This is a genomic window from Streptomyces sp. NPDC030143 (genome assembly GCF_055573695.1).
Map to the genome: position 1 here is coordinate 139,386 of NZ_JBVIAY010000011.1, position 12,894 is coordinate 152,279.

11 protein-coding genes are annotated in these 12,894 nt (G+C 74.7%); 6 read left to right on the top strand and 5 right to left on the bottom strand.

What is annotated here, in order from left to right:
• Positions 1 to 48: 48 nt before the first annotated feature.
• Both ACZ4YY_RS20585 and ACZ4YY_RS20590 read right to left on the bottom strand, forming a co-directional pair.
• Complete coding sequence (locus ACZ4YY_RS20585; protein ID WP_468291884.1) at positions 49 to 1,209, bottom strand: hypothetical protein; 1,161 nt, start codon at positions 1,207 to 1,209, stop codon at positions 49 to 51.
• Positions 1,210 to 1,317: 108 nt separating this feature from the next.
• A complete protein-coding gene (locus ACZ4YY_RS20590; RefSeq protein WP_468291887.1) occupies positions 1,318 to 2,046 on the bottom strand; it encodes a hypothetical protein in 729 nt (242 codons plus the stop codon).
• Between the two features lie 632 nt (positions 2,047 to 2,678).
• Between ACZ4YY_RS20590 and ACZ4YY_RS20595 the strand changes: the two genes are divergently transcribed.
• From ACZ4YY_RS20595 to ACZ4YY_RS20615, 5 genes are all read left to right on the top strand, one after another.
• Positions 2,679 to 3,164, top strand: a complete 486-nt coding sequence (locus ACZ4YY_RS20595) for a DUF4265 domain-containing protein (protein WP_468291889.1) — start codon at positions 2,679 to 2,681, stop codon at positions 3,162 to 3,164.
• A gap of 104 nt (positions 3,165 to 3,268) precedes the next feature.
• Positions 3,269 to 3,415 (top strand): hypothetical protein, encoded by a 147-nt coding sequence (locus ACZ4YY_RS20600; RefSeq protein ID WP_468291892.1) that lies wholly within the window; start codon positions 3,269 to 3,271, stop codon positions 3,413 to 3,415.
• A 260-nt stretch (positions 3,416 to 3,675) separates the two neighbouring features.
• Positions 3,676 to 5,796, top strand: a complete 2,121-nt coding sequence (locus tag ACZ4YY_RS20605; RefSeq protein ID WP_468291895.1) for a SpoIIE family protein phosphatase — start codon at positions 3,676 to 3,678, stop codon at positions 5,794 to 5,796.
• 743 nt (positions 5,797 to 6,539) lie between these two features.
• Entirely contained in the window at positions 6,540 to 7,652 is a 1,113-nt protein-coding gene (locus ACZ4YY_RS20610; protein WP_468291898.1) for an ADP-ribosylglycohydrolase family protein, read from the top strand.
• A gap of 447 nt (positions 7,653 to 8,099) precedes the next feature.
• Positions 8,100 to 8,918, top strand: coding sequence for a class I SAM-dependent methyltransferase (locus ACZ4YY_RS20615; RefSeq protein WP_468291901.1), 819 nt, complete (start codon positions 8,100 to 8,102; stop codon positions 8,916 to 8,918).
• A 373-nt stretch (positions 8,919 to 9,291) separates the two neighbouring features.
• Here the strand turns inward: ACZ4YY_RS20615 and ACZ4YY_RS20620 are convergent, their stop codons facing one another.
• Together ACZ4YY_RS20620 and ACZ4YY_RS20625 are read right to left on the bottom strand one after the other, a co-directional pair.
• Positions 9,292 to 10,947: a sigma-70 family RNA polymerase sigma factor gene (locus ACZ4YY_RS20620; protein WP_468291904.1), complete on the bottom strand. Its 1,656-nt coding sequence runs from the start codon at positions 10,945 to 10,947 to the stop codon at positions 9,292 to 9,294.
• 471 nt (positions 10,948 to 11,418) lie between these two features.
• Entirely contained in the window at positions 11,419 to 11,640 is a 222-nt protein-coding gene (locus tag ACZ4YY_RS20625) for a hypothetical protein (protein ID WP_468291907.1), read from the bottom strand.
• A gap of 176 nt (positions 11,641 to 11,816) precedes the next feature.
• Here ACZ4YY_RS20625 and ACZ4YY_RS20630 point away from each other — a divergent pair, with 176 nt between their 5' ends.
• Positions 11,817 to 12,392 (top strand): nSTAND1 domain-containing NTPase, encoded by a 576-nt coding sequence (locus ACZ4YY_RS20630; protein ID WP_468291910.1) that lies wholly within the window; start codon positions 11,817 to 11,819, stop codon positions 12,390 to 12,392.
• A 144-nt stretch (positions 12,393 to 12,536) separates the two neighbouring features.
• Here the strand turns inward: ACZ4YY_RS20630 and ACZ4YY_RS20635 are convergent, their stop codons facing one another.
• Positions 12,537 to 12,884, bottom strand: coding sequence for a cytochrome C oxidase subunit I (locus tag ACZ4YY_RS20635; protein WP_468291913.1), 348 nt, complete (start codon positions 12,882 to 12,884; stop codon positions 12,537 to 12,539).
• Positions 12,885 to 12,894 lie beyond the last annotated feature (10 nt).

A 12,894-nucleotide genomic window follows, 5' to 3' on the forward strand; every position in this document is an offset into this window, starting at 1 on the left:
GACGCCGGCACCCCTGCCCCGCACGTCCACGCCCGCGCGGCTCTCGCGTCAGCAGATCGACTGGCTGCTGTTCACCAGCGTGTTGTTGCGGAACGTCGTGTTGGTGCCGCACGGGTTCTCGCGGATCGCCGAGTTGGTCACCGTCAAGTTCTGGACGGTGATGTCGGAGTTGTTGGCGAACTCCGAGCGGGCCGCGAGCCGGATCTCGCCGCCACCGGTGACGCTTCCGCCCCGCGCGGCGAGGTTCACGTTGTGACAGTTCTCGATGAGGACGGCGTTGTTGCCGGTCTGGGAGAGGATCACCCGGTCGATGACCGCGCCTCCGCTCTCCGACACGCAGAACACCCCGCGTCCGCCGCCGCGGGCGACGACCTCGCCGACGCGGATGTTGGTCGGATAACCGCTGCCGATCCGCCCGTTGCGGTTGGCCATGCGGAAGGCCGCGTATCCCGTGCCGGTGCCGGCGTTCTCCGCGTCGACCTTGGTCACGGTCGCGTTGACGGTCTGGTTGAGCAGGAGACCGGACTCGCCGACGTTGCGGGCCGTCACCGTCCCGACGGTGAGGCCGTCCACGCCGTACGTCTCCACCGCGTGGCTGCTCGCTCCGGAGACGTAGACGTTGTCGATGCGGACGTTCCTCGTCCACTGGCTGGTGTCGCCCCGGTTGTCGATGCGCACGCCCAGGCCGGCCGACAGACGCATGTCGATCTGCCCGAGGACGACGTTCTGCACGTTGCGCAGGAAGATCCCGTACAGCGGCCTGCCGGTGAGGTTCAGGTGCTGCACCTCGACGTCCCGGGTGCCCCGGGAGTAGACCGGGGCCTGATCGCCGCTGCCCGTGCCGGTGACGTCGATCGTGCCGCAGACGTCCAGCGTGGTGTAGCTCGGCAGGGAGATGCGGGCACCCGCGGACAGCGAGCCCGACCCGCGCACGACGACACGCTCCTTGGCCGTGCGGTTGGCGGTGAGGCTGTTCACCGCCGCCTGCACGGCCGCGCGCATGTCGGTGCCCGAGTAGACGGTGCTGCCGCCGCGCCGAGCGGTCCAGGTGCCGCCGTTGCGCACGGCCTCCGCGTGGAAGGTCCCGTCCCCGCACGCGGCGAGGGCGGGGGCCGCGACGGCGGGGCCGGGCGCGGACAGGGTGGTGCCCGCGGAGGCGAGGAGGGTGAGGGCCCCGATGGCGGCGAGGAGTGCGGCTCTGCGTCCCATGAGGGTCTGTCCTCTCGTCGAATCCATTCGACTGAATCGATTCATCCTGTGGGGCGGGTGAGTGTCGCAACGGAGCCGCGAGAGGTCAATGGGGCAGCGGTGAGGAGGTCAGCCCACCGTGTCGCCCGGCGCCACCGGATGCGCCTCCGCTTCCGGGGCGGCCAGCAGTTCGGCGATCAGTTCCCGCGATCCGCCGACGTACGTGCTGACCAGGTCGACGTCACCGCCCAGGCACCAGGCGCGGTCGTCGGGCCACCACAGGTCGGGCAGCTCGGCGTACTCGTCCAGGGCGACGGGGGAGACGGCCTCGGCGAGCGCGCCCGAGAGCAGCACCTCGTCCCGGCCGGGGGTCGGGAACGAGGGGAAGCGGTCGAAGTCCCAGCGTCCGTACCCGTTCCACAGACCGAACCAGCAGTGTTCGGGTGTCCGGGTGTGCCGGGCCAGCACCGGGATGAGGGCCTCGGCGACGGCGGGCGGGGTCGGTCCCTGCGCGGGGTGCTCGTCCCAGACACCGGGCAGGCCGTACTCGGCCGCGTTGTGGTAGTCGCGGTCCAGCCCGGCCGCCTCGTACCAGTGCGTCACGGGGGCCACTCTGCGTCCACCGGCGGCGGCCACCGTCGCCCACCGCACCTGCCGTTCCTCCAGCGAGGCCGGGTGCAGGATCCTCGCGTAGGCGGCGAACCCCGGCGCGGCGACACCCGCGACGGTCCCCAACCCGCCCTCCCGGGCGGCCCGTTCCACCAGCCAGTCGGCCGGGGCCGGATCGGCGGTGCGCACCTCCAGGCGGCCGTACCGGGCGGGGGCGGGGGGTCTGTCCACGAGGCGGTAGGTCTCCACGCCTCCAGTCTGCCCGGCTGGTGCTTCGTCACGGCGTCCCGGCCCGCCCCGCGAGCCCGTCGAGCGGGCGGCCGAGCCGCACCGGTGCGTCGATGCGGACCAGGTGCCCCGGCCGGGAAGTCCGTGGACGCCGGTGGGTGCGACGCGGGCGGCGGACGTCGTCGAACGTCGTCCCGTAGGGGGCCGTCCCGCGGTTGCGCCGACCGTCGATCAGATCGACCCGCCCGGCCCGCCGCGGCCTCGCCTCGGGTGCCGGTGCCGTGCCCGTGCTCGTGCCGGTGCCGTGCCCGTGCTCGTGCCGTGGCGTGTTCGGCGCGGTGCGAGCCGCCACCTCGCGCCGGCCCGTGCCTCCGACCGGCGGCACCTTCCGGGACGCGTCGACGAAACCCGCGGCCGCACCCCGTCCGGGGCCGAGCGGACCGAGCCGCTACGGTGTGCGCCATGGAGAGGCAGGCAGCGGTCCGCACGTGGCCGTGCGAGTGGTGCGGCACACCGGTCCAGCAGCCGCGGCGGCGTTGGCGCAGACGGCGGTACTGCAGCAAGGCCCACCGCCGTCGGAACCGGATCGTGGAAGCCGTCGGGAACTTCCTCGACAGCCTGTAGCGCTGGTCGAGGGAAGGCGGGAGCGCGCAATGAACGACAGGGACGGGACGGCCGAGACGATCAAAGTGTGGTTCCGGTTCGTCCCCCGCCAGGGCTGGCTCCCCCAGGACACCGAGGGCCTGTGGGCGACGAGGCTCGACGACGACACCGCCCGCGTGCGCAACGTCCCCTTCCTCCAGGACGGCGTGGCCGAGGGGGACGTGGTGCGGTACCGCACCGACGCCGACGGGCTGCACCGGGCCGTCGGCCGCGTCGCCGCGTCCGGTAACTGCGCGATCCGCGTCCTGCCGGTCGCCACCGGCCCCCTCGGGCGCAGTCCCCGGGCGGTGCACGAACGGCTCTCCGCGTTCGGGCTCGGCGGCGAGGTCTACAGCGAGGACTTCCCGCTGATGGCGCTCACCGTGCCGGCCGACGCGGACCTCTCGGGCGTCAAGGCCCTCCTGACCCGGGGGCGGGAGCTGGGCTGGTGGCACTACGAGGTCGGCTGCGGCACCGACGCGTGGTGGAACGCCTGACGCGGCGGGCAGGGGAGGGATGGGAGGACGACGCCGGGGTAGACGGGTTGTTACACAGGCCTTGCTGCACCGGCCTAGTCGTCGACCGATTCAGGAGGGCAGTCGTGCCAGGGATCATGGAGAAGATCAAGCAGTTCAGCAGGAGCCCGCAGGGGCGCCGCACCATCGAGCAGGTGCGCCGCACCTCCGCCGACCCGCGTCGCCGGGCCCAGGCCCAGCGCCTGTTCGGCAAGCTCCGAGGACGCCGCTGATCCGACGGACGTCGTCCGTCGGCGTGGTGACGCCGTAAGGGGTGGGACCCCTGCGAGCTCCGAACAAGAGGGGCCGGGGGCCGCTCGTAGCGCTCGAGCGGCCCCCGGCCCTTCACAGGCGCGAGCGGGCCCGGGGGCGTACGGTCGCCCTGGGGGCGAGGTCGGGAACCGCCGACAGTCGTGTGCGGCGCCCGAACGGACGACCGCCCGCGACCGCCCGTGGCCGTCCGCGCGCCTCCCCGCGCTGCTGGAGGTGCCACGTGACCAGCACAGGTCGTCGTGCGGCCGACGACGGGGAACTGGACGCCGCGTTCGCGGACACGGTCCGCCGCACCGGCGCGTCCATCGGGGCCCTGTACCTGCTGGCGCCGGACGAGCAGTTGCTGCACCTGGACGTGCTGTGCGGCGCGCCCGCCGCGTTCGCCGGGCCGTGGGCCAGGGTGCCGGTCACCGCCCCGGCGCCGGTGGCCGTCGCCGTCCGCGAGGACCGCCTGGTGTGGCTGGGCAGCCAGGAGGAGGTCGCCCACTCCTACCCGCGCACCGCGATGGCGCTGCCCTACCCGTTGGCGATGGTCGCCGCCCCGGTCCGTGGAGTACGGCGGTGGGGGGCGCTGCTGCTGATGTGGCCCGCCACCCGGCCGTCGTTCATGACGGGGCGGGAACGGGGCAACATCGCGTCCAGCTGCCGACGTCTGGCCCGGCTGCTGGAGGAAGCCGTCGCGCGGGGGAGGCCCCCGGTCGGCGGCGACGGGCCCCGCGTCGTCCCCGTCACGGCCGGCGGCCCGCCCGCGAGCCCGGCGACGGCCCCCGCGGACTTCGCCGAACGCCTGCCGGGAGGCAGCTGCTCCCTCGATCTGGAAGGACGCTTCACCTACGTCACCTCCGGCGCGTGCCATCTGCTGGGCCGCGAGGCCGACCAGTTGCTGGGGACGCTGCCGTGGCAGTCCCTGCGCTGGCTGGACGACCCCACCTACGAGGACCGCTACCGGGCCGCGGTCATCAGCCGCGAACCGGTGTCCTTCGCCGCGTGCCGCCCGCCCGGCCAGTGGCTGGAGTTCCACCTCTACCCGGACGCCAGCGGTATCAGCGTGCGCATCATCCCCAGCGGCGCCGAGCCGCCGCCCTGGCCCGCACCCCGTCGGCCCGTCGGCACGGCGGCCCCGGCCCGTGCCGGTCAGCTCTACCAGCTCACCCACCTGGCCGCCGCGCTGACCGAGGTCGTCGGCGTCCAGGACGTCATCGACCTGGTCGCCGACCAGATCATGCCCGCCTTCGGCGCCCAGGGCCTGGTCCTGTCCACCGCCGACGCCGGCCGGCTGCGGATCAACGGCTACCGCGGCTACGCCCCCCGGACCATCGAACGTCTCGACGGGCTGACCCTGGACACCGGGCTGACCCCGGCCGGGCGGGCCCTCGGCAGCGGCATCCCCGCGTTTTTCGCCAGCCCGGAGGAGCTGCGGCGCCTCTACCCCGAGGCCCCGCTGATCAGCGGCAAGCAGGCCTGGGCCTTCCTGCCGCTGATCATCTCCGGCCGGCCGGTCGGCTGCTGCGTGCTCTCCTACGACCACCCCCACGACTTCCCGGCCGAGGAACGCGCCGTCATGACGTCCCTCGCGGGACTGATCGCCCAGGCACTCGACCGCGCCCGCCTGTACGACACGAAACACGCCCTCGCCCACGGTCTGCAGCAGGCCCTGCTTCCCGGCGCCCTGCCGGAGGTGGCCGGACTGCGCGTCGCCGCCCGCTACCTGCCCGCCACCCGCGGCATGGACATCGGCGGCGACTTCTACGACCTGATCCGCCTCGGGGACAGCGCCGTCGCCGCCGTCATCGGCGACGTCCAGGGCCACAACGTGGCGGCGGCCGCCCTCATGGGGCAGGTCCGCACCGCCGTCCACGCCCACGCGGCCCTCGGCACCGCCCCCGACCAGGTCCTGACCCGCACGAACCGGCTCCTGACCGACCTCGGCCCCGACCTGTTCACCAGCTGCCTCTACGCCCACCTCGACCTCGCCGGCGGTCGCGCGACCCTGGCCAGCGCGGGCCACCCACCGCCGATCCTGCGCCTGCCCGACCGCGACACCCGACCGGTCGCCGTCCGTCCGGGCCCGCTTCTCGGCATCGTCCCCGACGCCGTCTTCCCCCTGACGGAGATCCCGCTCGTCCCGGGCATGACGCTCGCCTTCTACACCGACGGCCTCGTCGAGACCCCGGGAGTCGACCTCGACGACTCCCTCGCCGGCCTCGCCCACCACCTCGCCCACGCCGACGACCGGGACCTCGACCTGCTCATCGACACCCTGCTGCGGAAGACCAGCACGGCCGGGCAGCGCACCGACGACATCGCCCTCCTCGTGCTCCACCGCGAGGGACCCCCCTGACGGACCGGGGGACGCGGCGGCCCGCCCGCCCTGAGGACGCCCCCGTTCGGCCGGCCGCGGTCCGCCCGCTCGCGGCCGACCCGCCGCGTCGGCACCGGCCCGACGAGGCCCCTGCCGACGCGGTTCACGCCACCGCCGCCGGACCGGTCGGCCGGTCGGCTCGGCGCCGACGACGCCACGGCGGGCGTCACGCACGGCAACGCCGGAGTGCGGCCCTGCCCGGACGACCTGGCTTCCGGCCGCTCCCCGGCCGCGAGGACCACGAACACGTCCGCCTTCTGTCCGGCTGACGCCCGTGCGTCGGCGGGGCCTCGCGTCGCGCCCCGCGCCCCGCCCGGAGGTCGGGACGGCCGGTAGAGCCCCTCGGGACATCCGACGCCCGCACCCCTGGTCCGGTTCGGCACCCGGACGCCCGCACCGCCGAACTCCGACGCTTCGTCGAGGGCACCCGCCGTCCGGCGAGGGCGGCGTCCGGGCGTCTGGCCGACGTCGTCGCCGACGCGGTGGCCGGGCCCGGTCGTCGCGGGTTGCCGCGGCGCCCTCGTCGCGGCGCCGGTCGTCGCGGCGGTGGGCAGGCGCGTCGACCGCCGGGGCCGCACCGGTCCGCCGGGAGGCTGACGCTACGGTGGTCGCCGAGCGGGACCGGCGCCGCCCGTGTGGTCCCCGGCCCGCCCGCCCCGGACCCGCCCGGCCCGTCACCACCCGGTCAGCCCTTGCACGCACCAGGAGAGAGGCGCGCTGCCTTGCCCCACGACAAGGACCACCAGAGGGAACTCATCGCCAGGCAGTCCCGGGTACGAGGCTTGATGCTCGGCATGGCGCTCGGAGACACCCTGGGAGAGGCCCGGGGCAGGCTTCCCGCCGACGGTCCGCTGCGCGCCGGCGTCAGCACCCAACTGGCCTGCTTCACCGCCGAGGGCATCATCCGCGCGCAGGTACGCGGCCAGCACAAGGGGATCTGCTACGCGCCGGGAGTGGTCCTGCACGCCTACTGCCGGTGGGCCGCCCTCCAGGGCATCGAAGTGGAGAAGATGCGGCACCGCTGGAACTCCCACGGCCACGCGACCTGGCCGGACGGCTGGCTCGCGGGCGTGCCCGCACTGGCCGAGCGGCGCGGCAGCGCCCCGGCGACCGTGACGGCCCTGTCCCGGATCGACCTGGGCCAGGAGCGGATGGCCACCCCCAGCCGGGGCTGTCACGCACTGACCCGGGGCCTTCCGATCGCGGTCACCGGAATGGGGGGCATCTCCCAGGTCGGCGCGGTCGCCGCCCTCACCCACAACGACCCCGCCGCCCTGACGGCCACCGTCCACGCGGCGGTGCTCGCCCACCACTGTCTGGCACACCCCGCACCCGAACACGGCGGGTCCGCCCCCACCGGGGGATCCGCCCGGGCAGCGCTGGAAGCGGGGATCGCCGCTCTGCCGGCCGTCGACACGCGGAGGGACGACGGCGGCCACAGGCGTCTCACGGAGGCGTTCCGGCTCGCCGTCGACGAGCCCGCGGACGCCGGACGGCTGGCACGGCTCGCGCCGGACCCCACCGCACCCTCGGCGCTGCTCGGCGGCCTCTACGCGGCGGCGTCGTTCCCCGACCGCGCCCACCTGCGCACCGCACTGGAGTTCTCGGCCGGCGCGCCGGACGGTGACTCCGTCGCCTGTGTCACCGGCGCGTTCCTCGGCGCCGTCCACGGGGTCGAGGCGCTGCCCGTCGACCTGCTCAGCCGGCACGAACTGGCCTGGGTCCTCGACACCCTGGCCCGCGACCTGCTGCTGGAACTCGACGACTCACCCAGTGGCAGCGAGTACGTCCGGGGGTGGGACCCGCACTGGTGGGCCCGCTACCCCGGCTGGTGACGTTCACCGCCGCCCGGCCGTCCCGTCGTCCCGCCGTCCGGCCGTCCCGTCGCCCGGCCGTCCCGTCGCCCGGCCGTCCCGCCGTCCGGCCGCCCCGTCGCCCGGCCGCCCCGCCGTCCGGCCGCCCCGCCGTCCGGCCGCCCCGTCGCCCGGCCGCCCCGTCGCCCGGCCGTCCCGCCGTCCGGCAGTCCCGCCGTCCGGCAGTCCCGCCGTCCGGCCGTCCCGCCGTCCCGTCGCCCGGCCGCCACGCTGCCCTTCGGTCGCTGGTCCGCCTTGCCGTCTTGCCGCGCCCTCCCCCCGGGTCGCCGGACGCCGGTCGCCGGTCCTGCGTCCACCCGGACGGGTCGGTGCGCTGGCCGTGGAGCGGGGGAGGTGGTGCCGTGGGGGTGAGAGCCGTCCCGGGGCCCCTCCCCGCATCGGGCGCCGGCCCGCACGGAGGTCACTGACATGGTCCAGTACGAGAAGTCCTGGAGGAGACCGGAGCGCGACCGGTCCACGCTGACCCACAAGGTCGGCTACGCCCTGCTGCACCCCGATCGCGTCGCCCCCTACCTCCGCCGCGCCGGCCGGGACGCCTGGCTGCGGCTCAGACACCGCGACCACGTGGCCTACTACCGGGCGGTGATGGCCAGCGACACCCGCCGCGACCCGGAAGCCGCCGTCGGCAGCCGGAGTCACGAACGCTGGATGGCGCTCGGGCGGATGCAGTTCGACTACCTCCTCGGACACGGTCTCCTGCCCGAGCACAGGATGCTCGACATCGGCTGCGGCAACCTGCGCGGCGGCTGGCGCTTCATCGACCACCTCGACCCCGGCAACTACTACGGCATCGACATCTCGCCCGACATCCTGATCGCCGCGAAGAGAACCCTCACCGAGCGCCGGCTCCAGCACAAACTGCCCTATCTGACCCTCACCGGCGATCTCACCCTGGACTTCCTGCCCAGCGACCACTTCGACGTCGTCCACGCGCACAGCGTCTTCTCCCACTCCCCGCCGCACGTCGTCGAGGAGTGCCTGGCGCATGTCGGGCGGGTCCTCACCGACAAGGGGTTCTTCGACTTCACCTTCGACCGGACCGAGGGCCGGGAGCACCAGGTGCTGCGCGAGGACTTCTACTACCGTGCCGAGACCCTCCTCTCGGCCGCCCGCGGACACGGCCTGCACGCACGGCTCATGGACGACTGGGAGCGGCTTCCGCACGGCCAGTCGAAGATCAGGGTGAGCCGTTCACCCCGGCCCGAGGAAGCGCCCCCGCAGGCTTAGAGCTCCGAACAAAAAGGGAGCCCGGCTCGCGACGACTGGCACGCACGCTCGCCGCGTTGCCGAAAGCCCCTGGCAGCTCCGGTACAAAAAGCTCCCGGCGCCTTGCGATCGCACGCACCGGACGCCGCGAGCTGAACGGCCTCCCCTCTTGTTCGGAGCTCTTAGGGGTCCTTGCACGGTGCCCGCCCGGGCCGCGCGGCCCGGGCGGCGGGGGTGACCTGAGGAACCATCACGCCGCGACGCCGACCACCGCCGCCTCCACGCCAGCCCGGGCCGCCGAACGCGGCCACCGGCTCGTCGCGCACACCGCGCCGTCGATCCCACGGGCCCCGGACCGCGCGGCCGTCCCCGGCTCAGCAGTGCGCCACACCCGTCACAGCTCCGTGCCGAAGACCTGGGTCCACCACGGGCCGCCGCCTCCGTCGTGCCGGCCCACGCCGATCTCCTTGAAGGCACAGTTGAGGATGTTGGCGCGGTGGCCCGGGCTGTTCATCCAGGACGTCATCACCGCATCGGCGTTCTGCTGCCCCATGGCTATGTTCTCGCCGTAGGTGGACCAGCGGTAGCCGGTGGCGGTGACGCGCTCGCCCGGGCCCGCGCCGTCCGGGTTGGTGTGGTCGAAGAAGTCGCGGGCCGCCATGTCGGCGGAGTGCCCCAGGGCGGCTTCGTCCAGCAGGGGATCCTCGCTGACCGGACCGCAACCGGCGGCCGCCCGCTCCTTGTTGACCAGCGCGATCACCTGGGCCACGGAGCCGGAAGGAGCCGACCGCGCCCGAGGTGCGCGCGACGCCGTCTGCTTCGGCCGGACGGGTTCCTTCGACACGGTGGAGCTCGTGGAGGGGCGGGGACTCGGGGAGGGACGTGCGCTCGGCGACGCCGACGCCGACGCCGACGCCGACGGGGACGGGGACGGTGACGGCGTCGGGGAGGCCGACAGGGAGCCCTCCCGTACGGTGCCGGGAGAAGGCCGGCCGGCGACGGAGACGCTGTCGGCGGTCCGCGCCGCGGTCGCCCCTTCCGTCCCGGACCCCGGTCGCGTGTCGAGGTAGAGGTAGAGGCCGCCGCCGGCCACGCACGCCGCCACCACCGCGCCACCGACCGCCCGTCGCCTGGTGCGCCGTCGGCGGCGGGCCGCGCCACGGGAGCCGGCCTGCCGGCCCGCGGCACGACCTCCCGGCCCGCCCGCGTCCCCCGCCGCACCGAGCGGGGAGACGGCACCGATCACGGTGGTCGCGGCCGAGTCGGGGCGGATCCTCTCCAGCAGCGCGGGCGAGGCCGCCACCAGCGCCAGACCGGCCAGCAACCCCTCGGCGGGCATCAGCCCGTTCCACAGGCCCGAACAGCGTGGGCAGCCCCGGGCGTGCCGGGCTATGCGCTTGCGCCACAGCGCGGACGGCGAACCGTCCCAGTCCGCGAGCGTCCTGCGCAGTTCCTCGCACGGGGGTTGGGCGTCGAGCGCCCGGACGACCACCCGCGCGGCCTCCAACTGCGCCTTCATCCGCTGGACGCGGACCGCCGTGTGCTGCGGGGACAGCCCCAGGGCCTCGGCGACCTCGGCGCGGCCCAGTTCCCCCGCGCACTCCAGCCACCACAGCGACAGCAGCCCCCGGTCGTCGGGCTCCAGCCAGCGCGTCGCCCGCGCGGTCTCCTGGCGCTGCCCCGACAACTGCAACTGCACCATCGTCAGGTCCACGAAGTCGGCGCCCGGATCGGCGACGTCCGCGGCCTGCTCCACCGGCACCCGTGCCGACTGCCGGTCCTGCCAGTACGCCCGGACCTGGTTCATGGTGATGGCCACCAGCCAGGACCGGAAGCTCCCCGGATCCCGCAGGGCGCCCAGCGAGTCGAGGGCGCGGAGCATGGTGTCCTGCACCACGTCGTCCACGTCCACCGACCCGTTCAGAGCCCGGCCCACGATGTTGTACACCAGCGGGAGGTACGTGCTGACCAGGGCGTCCTGGGCCTGCGTGTCGCCCGCTCGGGCGGCGCTCACCAGTGCCGCCGGATCCACCCCGTGCTGTGTACTCATGCTGTTTCCCTGTCGTCGACGCCGAACGGTTTGGCCGTCCGTCACGAAGGGAGATCACTGCGGATGCCCTGGATAACAGTTCTTCGGAAAACCGTTCGAGGAGAGGCTGGCCTGTCCTGCCCGGCCCGCGCAAGGGGGTGGATCACACCGGGGCGCGCGAAGCCGCGTCCGTCCGGGTGGAGTCGGCCCGGCGACACAACGCCGACGCTCCGGCGGCGTTGTACAGGACCCCTCCGTCCATCACGGGAAAGGTTTCCTCATGCGACGTACCGTCCTGTTCGCGGTCTGCGCCCTCATCAGTGCCGCAGCCACCGGGTTCTTCGCCACCACCGCCCTGCGCCATCGCTGAGACACGTCGCGGCGGTGCGGCCGGCCACCACCGGCGGACGGTGCCGCCCCTGCCCCCGGCGCGGGACGGCCCGCCGGGTGCGAGGCACCCGACGGGCCGTTCCCCTGCGGTCGGCCCGTGACTCAGGCGTTCGGGTCGAACGGGATGGCGGACGGCTCGGCCCGTGACGGCTCCAGGTTGAAGCGCCCGTCCTTCGGCGGGGGGTTCGCGTCGCCCCAGGCGGCGTTCTGCATCCGGGTCTGCAGGTCCACGCCGTTGGTGCCGGCCGGGAAGCTGTTCCAGCCGACCGGGCGCGGGAAGTCCCAGCCGCCGTCGCCCCAGGCCTCCGCGGCCTCGCCCGCCATCGCGAAGCGGAAGGCGTGCGTGCTCGACCCGTCCTTGTGGTGGACGACCTTGAGCCGGACACCGTCCCTGGAGACCGATCCGAACGTGGTGGTCGTGTAGCCGCCGTGGGCGGAGACGGAGCGTACGCGGGCGTGCTGTCGCCCTGCCGCACCCAGAGGACCGCGGCCTCCCAGCCGTGGCGGCAGGTCCCGTGCAGGGCCTCGCCCACGCCCTGCGCGAGGTGCGCAGGGCGGGCAGCCCCTCCTACTACCGGGCGATGTCCCGGGACGCCGGCTTCTGGGCGACCACGCTGTCCCAGGCGGCGGCGGGGGAGCGGCTGCCCTCGCTCGCCGTGGTCCGGGGACACGTGCGAGCGTGCGGCGGCGAGCCGCAGGAGTGGGCGCGGCGCTGGCGGGAGGCCGCCGCGGTCCCCGTCCGGGGCGAGGGGCACGACCCGGCGCCGTACCGGGGCCTCGCCCGCTTCGAACACGACGACCACGCCCTGTTCTTCGGCCGCGACCGGACCCTGGACGAAATCGGCCGGCTGGTGTCCGCGCACCGCCTCGCCGCCGTGTTCGGCGCCTCCGGCTGCGGCAAGTCCTCGCTGCTGCGGGCGGGGTTGGCGCCGCGCGTGCGGCGGACCTTCGAGGAACGCGGCTGCGGGACCGTCCTGCGGGTGTTCACGCCGGGAGCCTGTCTGGCCGCCCCCGCACCGGCGACCCCGCCCGCACCGTCGCCCAGGTCCGCGCCCGCGTCGGGGACGCGCAACTGACACGGGCGCAGTGGCGGACGTACATCCCGGACGTGCTGTACCGGAGGGTGTGCGGCTGACCTCGCAACCGCCGCCGGCGCCGCACGCGAAGGCGGGACGGGGCCGGGCGCACACCCGCCCGGGGGAGCCGAAGCGGGCGACGCGTCACCGGAACAGGAGCGAGGCGGCCACGAGGACGAACCCGGCGCCCGCGGCCACCGCCCCGCCCACGCAACGCAGCCGCAGCGCCGCGTAACGCCGTTCGTACTCGCCGCGCAGGGACACGCAACGCGCCGCGATCCTCTCCAGGTCGGCGCGGGCCCGGGTGAGGCTGTCCGTCACGTACAGCTGCTCGATCTCCGAGCGCTGTGCCGTGGTCGTCCACTCCAGGGGCGCGACGAACTCACGCGCCCGTCGCTCCGCCTCCGCGATCGTGGCCTGCCACAGGAGATAGCCCTCGACCTCCTCCCCGAGACCGACACCCCCGACGCCACGGCGCGACGCATCGCTCATCTGCGTCCCC

Bases quoted from the DNA above. Each gene is read 5' to 3' on its own strand.
- ACZ4YY_RS20585 (WP_468291884.1), bottom strand. From the start codon at position 1,209: ATGGGACGCAGAGCCGCACTCCTCGCCGCCATCGGGGCCCTCACCCTC.
- ACZ4YY_RS20595 (WP_468291889.1), top strand. From the start codon at position 2,679: ATGAACGACAGGGACGGGACGGCCGAGACGATCAAAGTGTGGTTCCGG.
- ACZ4YY_RS20615 (WP_468291901.1), top strand. From the start codon at position 8,100: ATGGTCCAGTACGAGAAGTCCTGGAGGAGACCGGAGCGCGACCGGTCC.
- ACZ4YY_RS20620 (WP_468291904.1), bottom strand. From the start codon at position 10,947: ATGAGTACACAGCACGGGGTGGATCCGGCGGCACTGGTGAGCGCCGCC.
- ACZ4YY_RS20625 (WP_468291907.1), bottom strand. From the start codon at position 11,640: ATGGCGGGCGAGGCCGCGGAGGCCTGGGGCGACGGCGGCTGGGACTTC.
- ACZ4YY_RS20635 (WP_468291913.1), bottom strand. From the start codon at position 12,884: ATGAGCGATGCGTCGCGCCGTGGCGTCGGGGGTGTCGGTCTCGGGGAG.